The sequence below is a fragment of the Ligilactobacillus sp. MP3 genome, assembly GCF_024436335.1.
GTDB classification, from domain to species: Bacteria; Bacillota; Bacilli; order Lactobacillales; family Lactobacillaceae; genus Ligilactobacillus; species Ligilactobacillus salivarius.
In genome coordinates this window covers 1-18,180 of the sequence record NZ_JANFQI010000016.1, presented here as the reverse complement: position 1 = coordinate 18,180, position 18,180 = coordinate 1, and the positions used below count along the sequence as shown (strand labels likewise).

15 protein-coding genes and 1 pseudogene are annotated in these 18,180 nt (G+C 32.7%); 12 read left to right on the top strand and 4 right to left on the bottom strand.

From position 1 onward, the window contains the following. Both NOU10_RS08885 and NOU10_RS08880 read left to right on the top strand, forming a co-directional pair. Positions 1–305: LPXTG cell wall anchor domain-containing protein (locus NOU10_RS08885; RefSeq protein ID WP_255906626.1), on the top strand; the 305-nt coding region annotated here is incomplete at its 5' end. A gap of 190 nt (positions 306–495) precedes the next feature. Next, the gene (locus NOU10_RS08880) at positions 496–1,119 is read left to right on the top strand and encodes a GNAT family N-acetyltransferase (protein WP_255906625.1); all 624 of its coding nucleotides are present in this window, start codon (positions 496–498) and stop codon (positions 1,117–1,119) included. 523 nt (positions 1,120–1,642) lie between these two features. Here the strand turns inward: NOU10_RS08880 and NOU10_RS08875 are convergent. Further along, a complete protein-coding gene (locus NOU10_RS08875; RefSeq protein WP_255906624.1) occupies positions 1,643–2,200 on the bottom strand; it encodes a TIGR01440 family protein in 558 nt (185 codons plus the stop codon). A gap of 178 nt (positions 2,201–2,378) precedes the next feature. Here NOU10_RS08875 and nrdD point away from each other — a divergent pair, with 178 nt between their 5' ends. From nrdD to NOU10_RS08855, 4 genes are all read left to right on the top strand, one after another. Then, complete coding sequence (nrdD, locus tag NOU10_RS08870; RefSeq protein WP_255906623.1) at positions 2,379–4,556, top strand: anaerobic ribonucleoside-triphosphate reductase; 2,178 nt, start codon at positions 2,379–2,381, stop codon at positions 4,554–4,556. After that, positions 4,546–5,226, top strand: coding sequence for an anaerobic ribonucleoside-triphosphate reductase activating protein (gene nrdG / locus NOU10_RS08865; RefSeq protein WP_161023134.1), 681 nt, complete (start codon positions 4,546–4,548; stop codon positions 5,224–5,226). The genes nrdD and nrdG overlap by 11 nt, the downstream gene beginning before the upstream one ends. Before the next feature lie 227 nt (positions 5,227–5,453). Continuing rightward, the gene (gene spxA, locus NOU10_RS08860; protein ID WP_003703607.1) at positions 5,454–5,852 is read left to right on the top strand and encodes a transcriptional regulator SpxA; all 399 of its coding nucleotides are present in this window, start codon (positions 5,454–5,456) and stop codon (positions 5,850–5,852) included. A gap of 151 nt (positions 5,853–6,003) precedes the next feature. Next, the gene (locus NOU10_RS08855; RefSeq protein ID WP_255906622.1) at positions 6,004–7,338 is read left to right on the top strand and encodes an FAD-dependent oxidoreductase; all 1,335 of its coding nucleotides are present in this window, start codon (positions 6,004–6,006) and stop codon (positions 7,336–7,338) included. Positions 7,339–7,396: 58 nt separating this feature from the next. On the opposite strand, the gene NOU10_RS08850 is transcribed toward NOU10_RS08855, so the two are convergent. Beyond that, entirely contained in the window at positions 7,397–7,690 is a 294-nt protein-coding gene (locus NOU10_RS08850; RefSeq protein ID WP_161023135.1) for a DUF454 family protein, read from the bottom strand. A gap of 295 nt (positions 7,691–7,985) precedes the next feature. Between NOU10_RS08850 and NOU10_RS08845 the strand changes: the two genes are divergently transcribed. The 5 genes from NOU10_RS08845 to NOU10_RS08825 all read left to right on the top strand — a co-directional run bounded on the left by NOU10_RS08845 (position 7,986) and on the right by NOU10_RS08825 (position 14,242). Next, on the top strand, positions 7,986–9,368 hold the full coding sequence (locus tag NOU10_RS08845) for a class II fumarate hydratase (protein WP_255906621.1): 1,383 nt from the start codon (positions 7,986–7,988) through the stop codon (positions 9,366–9,368). 19 nt (positions 9,369–9,387) lie between these two features. Beyond that, positions 9,388–10,773 carry a flavocytochrome c gene (locus NOU10_RS08840; protein ID WP_255906620.1) on the top strand — a complete coding sequence of 462 codons (1,386 nt, stop codon included), beginning with the start codon at positions 9,388–9,390 and terminating at the stop codon, positions 10,771–10,773. Positions 10,774–10,865: 92 nt separating this feature from the next. Further along, complete coding sequence (locus tag NOU10_RS08835) at positions 10,866–12,287, top strand: anion permease (RefSeq protein WP_069469070.1); 1,422 nt, start codon at positions 10,866–10,868, stop codon at positions 12,285–12,287. A gap of 110 nt (positions 12,288–12,397) precedes the next feature. Beyond that, positions 12,398–12,967 carry a maltose acetyltransferase domain-containing protein gene (locus NOU10_RS08830; RefSeq protein ID WP_255906617.1) on the top strand — a complete coding sequence of 190 codons (570 nt, stop codon included), beginning with the start codon at positions 12,398–12,400 and terminating at the stop codon, positions 12,965–12,967. An 81-nt stretch (positions 12,968–13,048) separates the two neighbouring features. Beyond that, the gene (locus tag NOU10_RS08825) at positions 13,049–14,242 is read left to right on the top strand and encodes an acetate/propionate family kinase (RefSeq protein WP_255906616.1); all 1,194 of its coding nucleotides are present in this window, start codon (positions 13,049–13,051) and stop codon (positions 14,240–14,242) included. A 64-nt stretch (positions 14,243–14,306) separates the two neighbouring features. Here NOU10_RS08825 and NOU10_RS08820 read toward each other — a convergent pair whose 3' ends face one another. Both NOU10_RS08820 and NOU10_RS08815 read right to left on the bottom strand, forming a co-directional pair. Further along, a complete protein-coding gene (locus tag NOU10_RS08820; protein ID WP_255906614.1) occupies positions 14,307–14,915 on the bottom strand; it encodes a DedA family protein in 609 nt (202 codons plus the stop codon). A gap of 208 nt (positions 14,916–15,123) precedes the next feature. Further along, positions 15,124–16,134, bottom strand: a pseudogene (locus NOU10_RS08815) (DUF1002 domain-containing protein); the annotation flags it as partial. A 216-nt stretch (positions 16,135–16,350) separates the two neighbouring features. Between NOU10_RS08815 and NOU10_RS08810 the strand changes: the two are divergent. Next, positions 16,351–18,180: YSIRK-type signal peptide-containing protein (locus NOU10_RS08810; RefSeq protein WP_255906610.1), on the top strand; the 1,830-nt coding region annotated here is incomplete at its 3' end.

The window sequence follows — 18,180 nt, the reverse complement described above, 5'->3', positions numbered from 1 at the left end:
CAGAAAGTTTGGATGCAGTGGTAGACATCTACTATCGAGCAGATGAACCAGCAATAGTAGAAGAATCAGAAGAAGTGACAGACGATCCAACTCCAGAAACTTCTACAACTAGTTCAACTCCAAAAAATATCACAAACGCAAAAGGAAAGATAGCTACACCTGAATTAAAAAATATGGATACTAAGTCTAAGGTCTTTCAAAATAAACTTCCACAAACTGGAAATAAAGCAGGGACCATTTACTCGATTATTGGATTACTTTTGACGTCTATTCTTGGAGTATGGGAGATTATTCGAAAACGCTAAAAAATTGATGTGATATATTAAGTAACGAAATTTTTTCTTAAAATAGTTATAATAGATGGCACTAAGCTCAATATTAACGAGATTTAGTGCCGTCTTTTTATGAACTACTAGAAAGTATAAAAAATTAAACAGCTAAATGTTATTATTGTAGTGTTAATTAATAAAATTTTTAGAGGTGAAATCGCATTCTATGAAAAATAATATTATAATTCGTTTGGAAAATAAAGAAGAATGGAAACAAGTAGAGAATCTTACAAGAGAAGCTTTTTGGAATAAATATCATCCTGGATGTTCTGAACATTATATTCTTCATAAATTTAGAAAACGTTCTGATTTTGTAAAAGAATTGGATTATGTTATTGAAAAAGATGGAGAAGTGATTGCCCATATTATGTATTGTAATTCTAAAATACAATGTGATAATGGGGAATTTGTTCCAGTTATGACATTTGGTCCTGTTAGTGTGTTACCAAAATATCAAGGGAAAGGATATGGTAGTAAATTGATTAAATTTACAATGGATAAAGCAAAAAAACTTGGTTGTGGTGCATTAGTAATTACTGGAGATCCAAAGTATTATCGAAAATTTGGATTTGTAAGTGGACATTCTATGAATATTTACTATGATCCTTTTCCTCGAAATGAAGAAATTCCATTTTTCATGATAAAAGAATTACAATCAGGTTATCTTTCTGAAGTAATTGGTACTTTTAAGGATCCAGAAGGATATATTGTTGAAGATGCAGAAGTTGAAAAATTTGACACTAATTTTCCAACAAAGGAAAAGAAAATCTTACCAGGGCAATTATCATAAATATGAAAAGATAACTCTACGTTTAATAGTATGGAATTTTTTTACTGCTACATTGTGTTAAAATATAACGTGGATTATATGTAGTTTATTGTGATAATGATTCTACTATATAAATAATAGCTTACCTTTTCTAATACTTTGAAGGATAAGAATGTATTCCCCATATTGTGTGGGGGAGAATTTTTGTCAAATATTCAGTATAAATTTAATGAAAGATCTATCAGGTAATTATCTGGTAGATCTTTTATTTAAATTTAGAAAAAATTATACAAGAAATTCATGTTAAATTACGTGATAACTCTTAATAGAATTATGGCTTGAACTATCCTAACTTAACCTAAAACTATCGTTTCTTAATGGTTTGAAATTAGGAATTCTGGGAACACAGTAAACTTGCCAGTTTAACTTTTCACTAAATGGTATAGTGGACACTGTTTTGTTACCATGGCGTGTTCCGTACCGTAATGAGCGATAAAATAACGCAGCGTCAAACTTGATAAAAATCTAGTTTGACGCTGTTATATTAATTAAATGGATCCCAAGTATATTTAGCGCGTTGACCACCGATCAATTTAGGACGTGAACGCAAGAACGTAACATGTGCTTTGCCAATTTCAGTAATACTTGTTCTAACGGGAATTTGTACAAATTTTACATGCATACCAATAGAAGTATCCCCAATATCCATACCAGCTTTTGCAGTGATATGCTCAACTTCTACTGGGTTATCAAAAGCTTCAAATGCTGCGATTTGACCAGCTCCACCCGCATGTAGAGACGGATAAACTGTGACAATTTCCAAATTATTCTTTTCAGCAACACTTTCTTCGACAACTAAAGCACGGTTCAAATGTTCGCAACCTTGAACTGCAAGATGTACACCTAATTCTTTAAGGCGATCATTGATTGTATTTACGACTGTGCGACCGATATCAATATTTGAATGTTTACCAATATGTTGTCCCTGTATTTCACTAGTACTCATACCTAGTACAAAAATATCATCTTTTTTTAAATTAGCTTGTTCAAGCAACTCATTAAGTGCTTGTAAAGTTTTTTCTTTGATTTCAGTTAATTCCATTTTCTCACCACCAATAATTGCTATATGTCCTATTATAACGCAAGTTTGAAAAAAATATTATTCAATAGATTGCATACTATATATAGTGTGATATTTTATTTTTTGGCACTATATATTGTATTAGGTAGAGTTAACGTGTAATATATATAGTATAAAATAATGGAAAGGGAAATGTGCTATGTTGGATTTAAAAACAGATAAAAATAATATAAAAATAATAAAAGAAGTACCGAGTTACTTCGTTAAAAGAGATGGAGCAAAATTTTCCTTTGCTTTATATAAATTAAAATTAGTACTAAATGCAATGGATTTATCGGGTAAGATCCAAGAAAATGTAATTAGTGGAATACTAAATAAATTAGTAGGAAAAGGCGAAGTAAGTGCACAGGAAGTAGCAACTGCTTTTGTAGATACGTTAAAAGAGCTAGGTTTAGATGATAAAGCTCAAGCTTACATAGAATATCGTAAACAAGATGAAGAAAAATGGGAAGAACAAACAAATCCAACAGAAAGACTAGCTAGACTTCAAGGAAAGGATCCAAGTTTAGTTCACGAAAATGCTAATAAGGATAGTAAAGTTTTTAATACGCAACGTGATTTAACAGCCGGAACTGTTGGAAAGACACTAGGTTTGAAGATGATGCCTGAACATGTTGCTAAGGCTCATTTACGTGGTGATATTCATTATCATGACTTGGACTACACACCATGGAGTCCCATGACTAATTGTTGCTTAATTGACTTTAAAGAAATGTTGACCCATGGATTTAAGATTGGTAATGCAGAAGTGGAAAGTCCTCATTCTATTCAAACTGCAACAGCACAAATGGCACAAATCATCGCCAACGTTGCTTCTTCTCAATATGGTGGTTGTTCTGCTGATAGAATTGATGAAGTTTTAGCACCATTTGCTATGAAGAATTATCACAAGCATTTGAAGGAAAGTGAAGAATTTATCACTGATGAGGATAAAATCAAGGCTTTTGCAGTTAAAAGAACTAAAAAAGATATTTATGATGCGATGCAAGCATTAGAGTATGAGATTAATACATTATTTTCATCACAAGGTCAAACACCATTTACTACTTTAGGTTTTGGCTTGGGAACGTCATGGGTTGAAAGAGAAATTCAAAAATCAATTTTGAGAATTAGAATTGCTGGATTGGGTAAAGAAAAGAGAACTGCTATTTTTCCAAAGTTGGTTTTCACAATCAAGAAAGGTGTAAATTTGAAGCCTGAAGATCCTAACTACGACATCAAAGAATTGGCAGTTGAATGTGCTACTAAGAGAATGTATCCTGATGTTTTAATGTACGACAAGATTAAAGAGTTAACAGGTAGTTTCAAAGCGCCAATGGGTTGTCGCTCATTCTTGCAAGGTTGGAAGGATGAAAATGGTCAAGAAGTTAACTCTGGACGGATGAATTTAGGGGTAGTAACAGTTAATTTACCAAGAATAGCTTTAAAAGCTAATGGAGATAAAGATCTATTTTGGCAAATTTTTGATGAGGAAATGCAAGTTGCTAAATCCGCATTAGTTTTCAAGGTTAAACGAGTATTGGATGCTAGTCCTGAAAATGCACCTATTTTGTATCAATTTGGTGCTTTCGGCAAGAGATTAAAACCAGATGGAAATGTAGATGAACTTTTCAAAAATGGTAGAGCAACAGTTTCTTTGGGATACATTGGTTTGTATGAAGTCGGAACAAGTTTCTATGGTCCTGATTGGGAAAATAATCAAGAAGCTCATGACTTTACTTTACAAATTGTTAAAGAGCTAAACTTAAGATGCAAAGCTTGGTCTAAGGAATATAATTATCACTTTAGTGTTTATTCAACTCCAAGTGAATCATTGACAGATCGTTTCTGCAAATTAGATACAGAAAGATTTGGTAAGGTAAAGGATATTACAGACAAAGAATACTATACAAATAGTTTCCACTATGATGTAAGAAAGCATCCATCTCCATTTGAAAAATTGACTTTTGAAATGGATTATCCTAAGTATGCTTCTGGTGGCTTCATCCATTATTGCGAATATCCTAATTTGAGACAAAATCCTAAGGCACTCGAGGCTGTGTGGGACTGGGCTTATGATAAGATAGGTTATTTAGGAACTAATACTCCAATTGATAAATGTTATAAATGTGGATTCCAAGGTGAATTTAAACCAACAGCACGTGGTTTTGAATGTCCTAAGTGTGGTAATCATGATCCTAAGACATGTGATTGTGTAAAGAGAACTTGTGGTTACTTAGGTAATCCTCTACAAAGACCAATGGTACATGGTCGTCACGTTGAAATAGCATCACGAGCTAAAAATTTAATGAATGGAATGGCAGAAGATGAACAATAATGATTCGATTCGTATAAGTGTTGGTGGAGATACAGTCTTTGTTAATAAGGATGATTTTAAAGTAGATAATAGTGAATCAAAAAATAAGCAAAGAAGACGAAAAAGAGGCCCTCGTAATCCACAACCTAAAGAATGGTTAGCAAGTAATTTAAGTCAAATGAAGATTGCAGATTATAAACCATTTAATTTTGTTGATGGTGAAGGAATTAGATGTAGTTTATATGTTAGTGGATGTATGTTTGCTTGCCCAGGTTGCTATAATAAAGCTGCTCAGAATTTTAATTATGGAACCCCATATACCCAAGAACTTGAAGATCAAATTATTAAAGATTTAGGCGAGAGCTATTGTCAAGGATTAACTTTATTAGGTGGAGAACCATTTCTAAATACGCAGGTTTGTTTGAAATTGGTTAAAAGAATAAGAAAAGAATACGGTCACGCAAAAGATATTTGGTCTTGGTCAGGATATACTTGGGATGAATTGATGAAAGAATCTGAAGATAAATTAGAATTATTATATAATTTAGATATTTTAGTTGATGGTAGATTTGAACAAGATTTGATGGATTTAACTTTGCAATTTAGAGGAAGTTCTAATCAAAGGATTATTGATGTACAAAAGTCACTTAAAGAAGGTCAAGTTGTAATTTGGGATAGATTGACTAAATAAATAAAAACTTAACTTTTATATAAGTTTATATATATAGATATTTGAGACTAAAAATATTTGATATAATTACATTAATATAAACATGATAATTGTTTACAAAAAGTTAATTAATATTTTTTGTAAAAGATATTTATTTTTTGGACAATATGTAGTAAAATAAGTATGTGGTTAATTATATTGTAGTACATTGAGGTAGGTCCTTAATTTAGAAAAGAGGCGTTTCATAGATGGTTACACTTTATACATCACCAAGTTGCACATCTTGTCGTAAGGCTCGTGCATGGCTAGAAGAACATAATATTCCATTTGAAGAAAGAAATATTTTTTCTAACCCTTTAAATGTTGATGAAATTAAACAAATTTTACAAATGACAGAAGATGGAACTGAAGAAATTATTTCTAAACGTTCTAAGATTTTTCAAGATTTAGATATTGATTTAGATGAATTACCATTACAAAAACTTTATACATTAATTCAAAAGAATCCTGGTTTGCTTAGAAGACCTATCATAATGGATAGTAAGAGACTTCAAGTTGGATATAATGAAGACGAGATTAGAAGATTCTTACCAAGAGATGTTAGAGCTTTAGAATTGCAAAGAGCACAAGCATTAGTGGATTTGTAAGAATTAGTTAATAGTGGAAAAATGACAAATTGTGTTTTTAAGGAAACATGATTTGTTATTTTTTATCATTTTATACTTACTTTTTATTAGTAAAATAAAAATATATGTGCTACAATTTGGTTGAATTTAAACTGGAAAGTGAGGATATTAAATGCAAGAATTTAAAAATATAATCATTGGATTTGGAAAAGGTGGAAAAACTTTAGCCAAGAATTTAGCTGCTAAAGGAGAGTCAGTATTAGTAGTAGAAAAGTCTAAGAAGATGTATGGTGGAACATGTATTAATATTGCTTGTTTACCATCAAAAAATTTGATCATTAATGCTCAACGTGGAATTAAGTTTGAAGATGCTGTTAAGCAAAAAAATGAAATGACAACAGCTTTAAGAAATAAGAATTATCATATGGTCGCAGATGAAGAAACGGCAACTGTTTTAGATGGGACAGCTAAATTTGTTGGTAATCATACGATTGAAATTGTTTTGGACAGTGGTGAAAAGACTAAGATTAAGGGCGAGAGAATCTTTATTAATACTGGAGCTACTCCGATAATTCCACAAGTTAAAGGTTTGAAAGAAAGTAAGTATATTTTAGATTCAACAGCAGCTATGGATCAAAATTCCTTACCAAATGAATTAGTAATTTTAGGTGCTGGGTATATTGGTATAGAATTTGCTTCAATGTTTGCTCGTTATGGGGCTAAAGTAACAGTTTTAGACACTAACGAAAAGTTTTTAAAGCGTGAAGATGATGATATATCAGAAATGCTTTTCAATGACTTAAGTCAAGATGGGATTGAATTTAAATTAGGAGTAAAAGTTGTAGAAGTTAGAGATCTATCTGATAAAGTGGAAGTTGTTTACGAAATCAATGGTCAAAAACGAACTGTTGAAGCCGATAATTTATTAGTAGCAACGGGAAGAAAGCCGGTAACAGAAAATTTGGGATTGGAAAATACGGATATTGAACTAGATGAACGTGGAGCAATTAAAGTTGATGATTATTTAAGAACAACTGCAGAAAATGTATGGGCAATTGGCGATGTTAAAGGCGGACCTCAATTTACTTACATTTCTCTAGATGACTTTAGAATTATTTTTGACCAACTTTATGGAAAAGGTGAAAGAAAAGTTAGTGATAGAAAGTTAGTTCCTTATAGTGTCTTCACTACACCAGCACTATCTAGAGTTGGTTTAAATGAAGTGGAAGCTAAAAATAAGGGAATTGAGTATAGGCTATTTAAATTGGCAGCTACTTCCATTCCAAAGGCTAAAGTAATAGGAAATACTCGTGGAATGTATAAAATCTTAGTAAATCCAGATACAGAAGAAATTTTAGGTGCGACAATTTACGGTGAAGAATCATATGAAGTAATTAATTTAATTGCGTTGGCGATGAAAGCTAAATTACCATATACAATGTTAAGAGATCAAATTTACACTCATCCAACAATGTCAGAAGCACTAAATGATGTGTTGAAAGGTTAATTGAATAACAAAAAAGTCCTACTTTAATCGGCCATAAGATTAAAGTAGGACTTTTTGACTAACGGATAAAGCCTAATTTAGCCATTAAAACTTTATACCAAACTTGTTTAGATTTATCTTTAACAACTTCTCTTTCATTTCTAATAACATTCTTTAATGGCAATAAATACTTCTTGTACAATCTATTGTTTGAAATCCAGTTATGGAATCTAGGAGAAAACTTAGACGTAAAGTAAATTGATAAAAGAAAGAATGGTACTTGAGGGATTACAGGTAAAGCTAATCCGATTAGTCCTAAAATGAAAAAGAAAATCGCAAGTATTAACCAAATTCCTCTTAAAACAAAACGCATAAAATATCCCCTTTACTATATATTTATAAAAAGTATAGCACAAAATGATTATAAAGTGGTTAAAGATTATTTTAAGAAAATTTATTAATTTGTGCAAAACAGAACAAATTATTTTTTGTAAAAACGAATATTAATAATTAACTCCTCAAATTATAAATGCTTTATTTATAAGTGTTTTTGAGTCACATATAAAAACATTTTATAGATTATATAATATTTGACTATATGAATATGTGAATTGTATCATTAATATTGGAAGTGATTTCTTAATATTTACTTAAGGAGTGGATTAATTATGTCAGAATTTCGCATTGAAGAAGATACATTAGGAGAAGTAAAGATTCCTAAGACTGCACTCTGGGGACCACAAACAGAACGTAGTCGTAACAATTTCCCAACTGGTCGCTTTATGCCAATTGAAATAATTCGTGCTTTACTTCAAATTAAAAAGGCAGCTGCACAATCAAATATGGAATTAAACCAAATTAGTGAAGCAAAGGGAAAGTTAATTGTTGAAAGTATCGATACTTTACTTGCTTTAAGTGATGAAGATCTTCGTAAAGATTTCCCATTAAAAGTTTATCAAACAGGTTCTGGTACTCAAACAAATATGAACTGTAATGAAGTAGTAGCTCATCAAGCTGCAAAATTAAATCCTGAACTTGAAATTTTACCTAACGATGATGTTAATAAAGGTCAAAGTTCTAATGATATTTTCCCAACAGCAATGAATATTGTAGCTGCAGATGCAGTAGCTAAGTTGGAAGAATCTGCACAACATTTGATTGATGAATTAAAGAAAAAACAAGAAAAATATTGGAGAGTAGTTAAGATTGGACGTACTCATTTACAAGATGCTACACCATTAACTTTTGGTCAAGAAGTATCTGGCTGGGTATCAGCTCTAGAACATGATCTTGAATACTTAAAACAATTAGACGGTACACTTTTAGAATTAGCAATGGGTGGTACTGCAGTAGGAACTGGTTTGAATGCTGCTCCTGGATTTGCTGATGTAATTGCTGAAAAAGTTGGTAAAGTATACGGACATGAATTTACAGCTAAAAGTAATAAATTCTATGGATTATCTCATCACTCTAACTTAAATGTAGTTCATGGAGCAATGAAGACTTTAGCAGACGACTTGATGAAGATTGCTAATGATGTACGTTTCTTAGCTTCAGGTCCACGTGCAGGATATGATGAATTGAATATCCCAGCAAATGAACCAGGATCTTCCATTATGCCTGGTAAAGTAAACCCAACTCAAGCAGAAGCAATTACTATGGCTGCAGTTCGTGTTACAGGTAATGATATTGTAGTTGGTATGGCTTCTTCTCAAGGTAATTTTGAAATGAATGTTTACAAGCCAGTATTAATCGAAGCATTCTTGGAATCAGCTGACTTATTAGCAGGAACAATGAGAGGCTTTGCAGATAAGATGATTAGTGGTTTAACTGTTAACGAAAATCGCATGAAAGAATTAGTGGATAATTCCTTGATGACAGTTACTGCTCTTTCTCCACATATTGGATACCATGACAGTGCTAAAATTGCTCAAAAGGCAGATAAAGAAGGAACGACTTTGCGTGAAGCTGCAATTGCATCAGGTAAGGTAACTCCTGAACAATTTGATGAATGGGTAGATCCATTGAAGATGACAAATATCGATCGATAAACTTTTAGGAGGATATATAATGGCTGAAAAATTTATTTTTGAACCATGGAATATTTCGAAATTGGAAAGTAGCTATGATGTTGTAATCGTAGGTTCTGGTAGTACAGGTTTAACAGCTGCTATTCAAGCACATGAATTAGGTTTGAAGCCAGTTGTTTTAGAAAAAATGGAAAAATTTGGTGGTAATACTAATCGTGCTTCTTCAGGAATGAATGCTGCTGAAACTAACATCCAATTACATCATGGAATTGTTGATAATATGGATGACTTTTATAAGGAAACTTATAAAGGTGGTGGAAAGTTAAATGATCCAGAATTATTAAAATATTTCACTAGTCATTCAGCTCTTGCAATTGATTGGTTAAAAGACCATGGAATTGAATTAGACGAACTAACTTTCACTGGTGGTATGAGTAAAATGAGAACTCATCGCCCATCTAGCATGGCACCAATTGGAGCTTTCTTGATAAAGAATTTATTAAAGATTGCTCAAACTGAAGACTTACCAGTTTTTAATAATGTAACTGTTACAAAAGTTAATAAAGAAGATGGTCGAGTAAATGGTGTTACTGTAGAAACTAGTGAAGGTGAGAAGGTAATTAATGCTAAAACGGTATTACTAGCTACAGGTGGTTTTGGTGCTGCTCAAGATATTATTAAGAAATATCGTCCAGATTTAGCCAGCTATAAAACAACTAATCACCCTGGAGCTACTGGAGATGGCATTAAGTTAGCTGAAGAATTAGGTGCCCAAGTTGTACAAATGAATTTAATTCAAGTACATCCAACTGTACAACAAGATACACCACATGCCTTCTTAATTGGCGAAGCTGTTCGTGGTGAAGGTGGCATTTTAGTAAATGGTGAAGGACAACGTTTTGTAAATGAACTTAATACAAGAAAAGTTGTTTCTAACGCTATTACTGCTTTGCCTGAACACAGTGCATACTTAATTTTTGATAAAGATATTCGCAGTCGAGTAAAAGCTATTGAATTCTACGATAGTATCGGCTTGGTAGAACATGGATCTGATTTGAAAGAATTAGCAGAAAAGATTAATGTTCCTGCAGATAAATTAGAAGCAACAGTTAACAACTGGAATCAAATGGTTGCTGCTGGTAAAGATACTGATTTTGATCGTAAAACAGGAATGGAAAGAAAGATTAGTGAAGCTCCATACTACGCTATTCATATTGCACCTGCTATCCATTATACAATGGGTGGAATCCATATTGACAGTCGTACAAGAGTTATAGATGGAAATGGTGATATAATTCCTGGTCTCTTAGCTGCTGGAGAAGTTGCAGGTGGTTTACACGGCAATAATCGTATCGGTGGTAACTCTATTGCAGAAACGGTTATTTTCGGTATACAAGCTGGACGTGAAGCATTTTTAGAAAAATAACAAATAAAGGTTGAGCAGAAGAATCTCAACCTTTTTCTAAGGATTTGTAAGATGAACAAATCCCCTACATAGAGAAGTTTGGAGAATTTTTTATGAAATCATTGGAAAAAGTTGATTATAAAAAGTTTATAGTCCCAGTTATAGTGGGCTTAATTATCTGGTTTGCAACTCCACTTAGACCAGTAGCAATTTCAGTTGCTGGTTGGCATATGTTTGCTTTGTTTGTTGCTACTATTATTGCATGTATTACACAACCTCTACCAATTGGTGCAGTTTCGATTATTGCTTTTGCTTTGGTTGTTTTGACGAAAACTGTGCCAATGGAAAAGGCAATCGTAGGATTTGGTAATGCAAGTATTTGGTTGATTGCAATGGCATTCTTTATCGCCCGTGGCTTTATTAAAACAGGATTGGGTAGAAGAATTGCCTTGATATTTGTTAAGTTATTCGGTAAACGTACTTTGGGATTAGCTTATTCATTAATCGGGGTAGATTTGATTTTAGCACCAGCAATGCCTTCTAATACAGCACGTGCAGGCGGTATCATGTACCCAATTATTGAATCATTAGCCAAAGAATTTGACTCAGATCCTAAGAAGAAAACAGAAAGAAAAATCGGTTCATTTCTAATTTTTGCTGAATACCATGGTAATATGATTACTTCAGCAATGTTTATGACAGCGATGGCCGGAAATCCTTTAGTTCAAACTTTAGCTAAGAGTAATGGTGTGCATCTTCAATGGATGGATTGGTTCTTAGCTGGATTAGTTCCAGGTTTATTGTCATTAATTATCATTCCATTTATTATTTACAAGCTTTATCCACCTGAAATAAAAGAGACTCCAAATGCTAAGGAATGGGCAGATTCAGAATTAGAAAAAATGGGTAAAATAACAGTTCCTGAAAAAGTAATGATTGGAATCTTTATTTTTGCATTATTATTGTGGGTTTTAGGTAGTACATTAAAGATAGACGCTACTCTAACAGCCTTTATGGCACTTTCTTTATTATTAATCACAGGAGTTTTAACTTGGAAAGATATTTTAAATGAAAGTGGCGCTTGGAATACATTGACTTGGTTCTCTGTTTTAGTAATGATGGCTAGCCAATTAAATGAATTAGGTTTTATTCCTTGGTTGAGTAAGACAATTGCCGGTTCATTACATGGTATTAGTTGGTTCTTTATCTTATTGATTTTAGTTCTAGCATTCTTCTATAGCCATTACTTATTTGCATCTTCAACAGCACATATCAGTGCGATGTACGGAGCTTTGTTAGGTGTAGCAGTATCTGCTGGTGTTCCAGGAATGTTAGCAGCTTTGATGTTGGGATTCTTTGGTAATCTTTGTGCCTCTACAACACATTATGCTTCAGGTCCAGCACCAGTATTATTTGGATCGGGATATGTAACACAATCTAAATGGTGGCAAATGAATGCATTTCTAGGAATCATTTATATTATATTGTGGATGAGTGTAGGAACTCTTTGGATGAAAGTTATAGGTATGTGGTAAAAAAGCATAGTTGATTTTAATAAATATATAGTTAGAATAATATAAAAAGGGGTTGTATCCTTCCTTGAGGGCAACTCTTTTTTTATAGATAAAATTTTGAGGTTTCTACTATGAAAAATTTTGATATAGAAAAAATAAAGCGGATAACTAATCAAGGAAAACTATACTATGATTTTGACGAAGATATAGATAATGCAAGAAACCATGCTTTTAGTAATTGTCGTAAGTATAATAGTGATTATCAAATTGAAGGAAGGGCGGACAAAAATTTAATTTTAGATTTATTAGGAAATTACGGCGAAAACTTTACATTTGAACCAGGCTTTATTTGTGAATTTGGCTTTAATTTTCATGTCGGGGATAATGTTTCGATAGGTAAGGGATTTAAATTAATAGATTGTAATGATGTTTTTTTAGGAAATAATGTTCAAATCGGAAATAATGTAGGTATATTTACTTCTAAGCATGCTGAAAATCCTCAGTATCGTGCAAATCATTGGGTTAAAGATCTTCCAATAACTATTGGAAATAATGTTGTCCTTGAAGATGATGTTGTGATTGGTGGAGGAGTAACAATAGGAGATAATGTAATAGTTGAAAGAAATAGTGTAATTATTAAAGATATACCTAGTAACTCTAGAGTTTGGGGAAATTCTCCGAGTATAAAACCGCTTAAATAATCATTTGCATGCACTTGAAATCGCTTTAAATAAATAATATTATATACAATGTAATTAGTTGAAGAAACGAGAGTGAGTTTTATGAAAAAAATTATTGTAATTAATTCTGGAAGTTCTAGTCTGAAATTTAAATTATTTGAGTCTCCATCTAAAAATGTTTTAGCAAGTGGTTTGATTGAAAGAATAGGTTTAGATGATTCAATTATTACAATTAAATATAATAATAAAAAATATCGTGAAGTCCAGACAATAAAAGATCATACTGCTGCGGTGGATTTATTGCTTCAGCTATTAAAGAAATTAAATATTGTAACTAATTTAAATGAAATTAGTGCGGTAGGCCATCGTGTAGTTGCTGGTGGTGAATATTTCAAAAAATCTGTTCCTATAGATAGTAGTGTAATTGAAAAAATTGAAGATATTATTGAATTGGCTCCGTTACATAATCCTGCTAATTTAGTTGGAATTAAAGTTTTTAAAAAATTATTACCAAATGCATTAAGTGTTGCTGCTTTTGATACGGCCTTTCATCAAACTTTACCTAAAGAAAACTTTATGTATAGTACACCATATGAATGGTATAAAAATTATGGTGTAAGGCGATATGGAGCACATGGTATAAGTCATCGTTATGTATCTTTGCGTGCAGCTAAATTAATGGGAAAACCTGTTGAAGATTTAAAATTAGTAACATGCCATTTAGGTGCAGGAGCTTCTATTACAGCCGTAAAGAATGGAAAATCTTTTGATACATCTATGGGATTTACACCATTAACGGGGATTCAAATGGCTACTCGTTCTGGGGATGTAGATGTTTCATTAGTAGCATATATGATGAAGAAGTTAAAAGTGAAATCTGTTTCTGAAATTTTGTATATGTTGAACAAAGAGTCAGGATTTTTAGGTGTGTCTGGTGTATCTTTGGATATGCGCGATGTTGAGGCAGCTGCAGCTAAAAACAATAAGAGAGCAGAATTAGCTATTAAGTTATTCTACAATGATATTGTCAAGTATATTGGACAATATTATATGGAAATGGAAGGTATTGATGGTATTGTCTTTACTGCTGGTATTGGTGAAAATTCACCAGAAACCAGGGAAGCTATAATGAATAAGTTATCGTTTTTAGGAGTAACAATTAATAAAGATGAAAATTCTAAGCGTGGTACAGAAGGTATTGTTTCTGGAAAAGATTCAAGTATTACAGTAATGCGGATTCCAACAGATGAAGAATATATGATTTGTTGTGATGTAGAAGCATTAATGAATAAATAATAAAATTTGATTATATAAAACAATAGGATTGAGATTATGAATTTTTCAAAATCTCAATCCTATATTATTTTGCCTTTCTTAATTTGATGAAGTAATAGCCAATAATTGTTAAGCCTAAGAGAATAACAATTATTGTAGTAAAAGAATCAAAAACTGTAAGAATTTTTTCCCAAGATGCTCCAAGATAGTGTCCAGAGCAAATTAAAATAGTATTCCAAATAGCTGTGCCTAAAGATGAAAGAACGACAAATTTCTTCCAATCAAAATGTGTCATTCCAGCTGGGATAGAAATTAAACTTCTGATTACCGGAACTAGTCTGCCAAAAAAGATTGCTTTACTACCGTGTTTTTTGAAGAAACTAATAGACTTGGCTATATCTTTATCGTTAAAGTGAAGTAATTGTCCAACTTTTCCAGATAATATTTTTTCCAGACGTTCAGCTGAAAGTAGATACCCAGCTAGATATAGTATTAAAGCACCTAAAACAGCTCCAATGGTAGATGCAACTATTACCCCTAGAATGTGTAATTCGCTATTTAAAGTCAAAAAACCAGCAAAAGTTAGAATTACTTCTGATGGAATAGGGGGAAAAATATTTTCAAGAGCAATCAGCAGTGCAATTGCCAAGTAACCGTATTGATTAATAAGCTCGGTAAGAACTGTTGTGTTCATGAAAACCTCCAAATTAGTTATTGTTTTGTTCAAATAATCCCTTTATCCAATTGGTAAATTGTGTCCACCAATTCTCAGAATTATTTGTATCAGTATTTTCGTTACTGGAGCTATCATCTACAACACTAGAAGTGTCAGAGGATGAAGTTGTATTACTTGATTCGTTAGTGTTAGTATCTGTGTCTGTGGAATTATCAGATTTTTGTCCAAAAATACCTTTTATCCAATCAGTGAATTTAGCGAACCAGCCCTTAGCTTCTTCAGCTGTTTGACCAAATTTTTCACTATTAGCCCAATTTTTTGCTTTATTCATCAAGTTACCAGTTGAATTTTTTACATTATTAATCGTATCATCAACGGTATTTACGTAAGTTTTACTTGATGAAATAGGAGCATTTTGAAATACTACTAAAGCATTAACAATTTGTGTAATCTGAGTTTGATTAGTTGTATCGGCTATACCACGTTTTTCCAGAGCTTTATTTAACATATCTTGGATGTCTTGTTTAGTCGCTAAGTTACTAGAATCATCTTGTTTTTGCTGAGCAATTTGTTTTGAAACATCACCTACAGCTGCCATTAATTTTCCGGGATAGCTTTTATCATCTTTGTTAGCATCGATAGCAGATTGAGTAGCATCTAAAACGTTATTTGCAGCAGAAGTGTTTTCAGAATTGATATTTACCCCGTCAGTAGCTAAAGCTTTATAAACACCTGTTAAAGCAGATTCACCAGATACAGCTCGGTTAGCAGTAACGACAATACTTACATCAGTTACACCAGCCATTTGTGCAACCATAGCATATTGTTGAGCAGTAACCTCAGTAATATTATTTTCACCATTATAATTCTTTATATTAACTTTAACCCCAGAACCTGGATCACCAGGAGCGATAGCAACAGAACTAATCATAGCAGCGTTAGTTGTATTACTATTATTATTAATATATTTACGGTAATCATCTGCTGTTGCCGTCATAGTTTTAAATGAAGAATCTGTTTGTAAAACATCATTTAAACTTGAGTAGATATCTGATGAGACTCCAGATCCGTAGACTACGTATGCAGAATTTAGAGTGTGTGTATTTGAGTTACTAGAATTTGAATTAGTTGTATCTGCAAATACAGAAATATTCTGTATAACAGGAACAATGGGACTAATAATAGTGGTGGCTATAATAGTTCCTGTTATAATTTTAATAATATTTTTTGATTTCATAGAAATACCCCTCCTAAATAAAGGAATAGTTTTATAATATAAATTATACCATGTATAAAAAGAAGATACTGTTTAAGAATTTGCAAACAGTCTTAAATTAAAATGTAATTAATCTATTGAAAATTTAGAATTATTGTCAATATTGTGTTAAGCTATATGTGATAAAACGTTTTATTTTTTATTTGAGTTTATTTTATGAGCTTAGGAGGAACGGATATGGTTTCGAAAAATAATTATCAATTCTACCAACAAAAGCATGCCGATGGGAAGCAACGTTGGGGACTACGGAAGTTATCTGTAGGAGTAGCATCAGTATTGTTGGGGACAACTTTTATGCTATATAGCAACCATGCGGTATCAGCCGATACGGTGCCAACTACTACACCTACTGATGCTACTGTTCAAACAGATAGCAATGTAGCAGACCATCAAAGTTCTGAAGTAACATTGCGGACTACAGCTGATAAAGAAGAAACGGTAGCAACCACAACTAATGCTGAAGAAAAAGTAGTGGCAACAAATACCCAAGATACTACGCAAGATAAAGGCAAGCAGACAAATGCGAATGAAACTACGCAAAATACTACCAATGTCGACAAAAAAGATACTGAAGTAACGCCGACTAACGACGCAACAACAGCTACACCGAAGACAACCGCCAAGGTTAACGCACTAGTTGCACCAACAGCAATGAAGGCAGTAGTAAATCCAACTAGTACTGATCCGACCACAAGTAACAATGAAGAACCCTCGACTAGCTTACCTTGGTATTCTTTTTCGTTAGTGACCACAAGTAACAATGAAAAACCCTCGACTAGCTTACCGATGTCAAACCAAGACATTAAGCTGGATTCCCAGCCCATGTTAACGGAGATAACTAATAAGCCCACGGATAACTGGGTATACAATAACCTGAAGCGTTATTGGATCAAATCAACAGCAACAGTAAAGGGAATCTTGCAAACCCATACTACCAACGATGAGAGCGGGAGATACTACTTTGCCGGTGTTGCTAACTATAATGAATCTTACCATGTTATCTATTTGTTGGCCCGCTCAAATAATTTGAATGATAATAATTTATATGTAACAATTTTGCATACTGGAAGGTATCAAAATATACAAGAAGAAGTGGTAGCACCTGGTGAATCAAAGAAGGTTGAGTATAGTAACGGGACAGGTGGAACTACTTATCCTCCAATTTTTACTAATTATGATGGGACTAGTGTTTCAATTGGTCTTGATGGGATCGAAAAAGGCGATGATATATATGGCATGGTGGTTGGTTTTGCATATGGTTCCGATACCGGAATTCATGGAGACCCAGCTTCAATGGGAAATGGCTTTATGACGACTCCAATGCCAACGAAAACGACAACTACGATTCATTATATTGATCAAGCAACGGGAGAAGAACTTGCAGCGCCAAAATCTTTTGAAGGTGTTGCTTATCAGAAATACACAATTACCGGAGAGGCACCAACTATTGATGGATATACATTGAAACAATCGCCAAAGACCACAGGATATATCTCCCCATATAAAGTGGGTGAATCGTATGATTTTAGACTTGATAAACATGTAGTTATAAAGCAAACAGTAATTAACTCTCAAGGGTTGATTCGAGTTATTGCATATTATGATGGTGAAGCGATTAATAGTACGAAACGTTACTTGGGGAACATGCCAAATGTTAACGATCGCATGTCGTTTTTATCGCATGGAAAATGGTACACATATATAAATCAAATTACATCAACTAATGATGGTATTGTTTACTATTATGCAAAGGATGGTAGTGAAGATAAGTCTGAAGTTAAAGTTCATTATATCGATGTAACTGGGAATAAAAATTCTATTTTTGTACCGGGAGATGGGGAAGAAGTAAAAACAGATACGATTAGTGGTAAATTGGGAGAAAATTATAATTATAATGTCAATATACCAACGGACTATAATTTGGCGACCAATCAAGCAAATACTGTAACTGGAACATATACTATTGATCATCACGATGAATATGTGTATGTAGTCAAAAAGACTTCA

Bases quoted from the DNA above. Each gene is read 5' to 3' on its own strand.
- NOU10_RS08880 (WP_255906625.1), top strand. From the start codon at position 496: ATGAAAAATAATATTATAATTCGTTTGGAAAATAAAGAAGAATGGAAA.
- NOU10_RS08875 (WP_255906624.1), bottom strand. From the start codon at position 2,200: ATGGAATTAACTGAAATCAAAGAAAAAACTTTACAAGCACTTAATGAG.
- nrdD (WP_255906623.1), top strand. From the start codon at position 2,379: ATGTTGGATTTAAAAACAGATAAAAATAATATAAAAATAATAAAAGAA.
- nrdG (WP_161023134.1), top strand. From the start codon at position 4,546: ATGAACAATAATGATTCGATTCGTATAAGTGTTGGTGGAGATACAGTC.
- spxA (WP_003703607.1), top strand. From the start codon at position 5,454: ATGGTTACACTTTATACATCACCAAGTTGCACATCTTGTCGTAAGGCT.
- NOU10_RS08855 (WP_255906622.1), top strand. From the start codon at position 6,004: ATGCAAGAATTTAAAAATATAATCATTGGATTTGGAAAAGGTGGAAAA.
- NOU10_RS08850 (WP_161023135.1), bottom strand. From the start codon at position 7,690: ATGCGTTTTGTTTTAAGAGGAATTTGGTTAATACTTGCGATTTTCTTT.
- NOU10_RS08845 (WP_255906621.1), top strand. From the start codon at position 7,986: ATGTCAGAATTTCGCATTGAAGAAGATACATTAGGAGAAGTAAAGATT.
- NOU10_RS08840 (WP_255906620.1), top strand. From the start codon at position 9,388: ATGGCTGAAAAATTTATTTTTGAACCATGGAATATTTCGAAATTGGAA.
- NOU10_RS08835 (WP_069469070.1), top strand. From the start codon at position 10,866: ATGAAATCATTGGAAAAAGTTGATTATAAAAAGTTTATAGTCCCAGTT.
- NOU10_RS08830 (WP_255906617.1), top strand. From the start codon at position 12,398: ATGAAAAATTTTGATATAGAAAAAATAAAGCGGATAACTAATCAAGGA.
- NOU10_RS08825 (WP_255906616.1), top strand. From the start codon at position 13,049: ATGAAAAAAATTATTGTAATTAATTCTGGAAGTTCTAGTCTGAAATTT.
- NOU10_RS08820 (WP_255906614.1), bottom strand. From the start codon at position 14,915: ATGAACACAACAGTTCTTACCGAGCTTATTAATCAATACGGTTACTTG.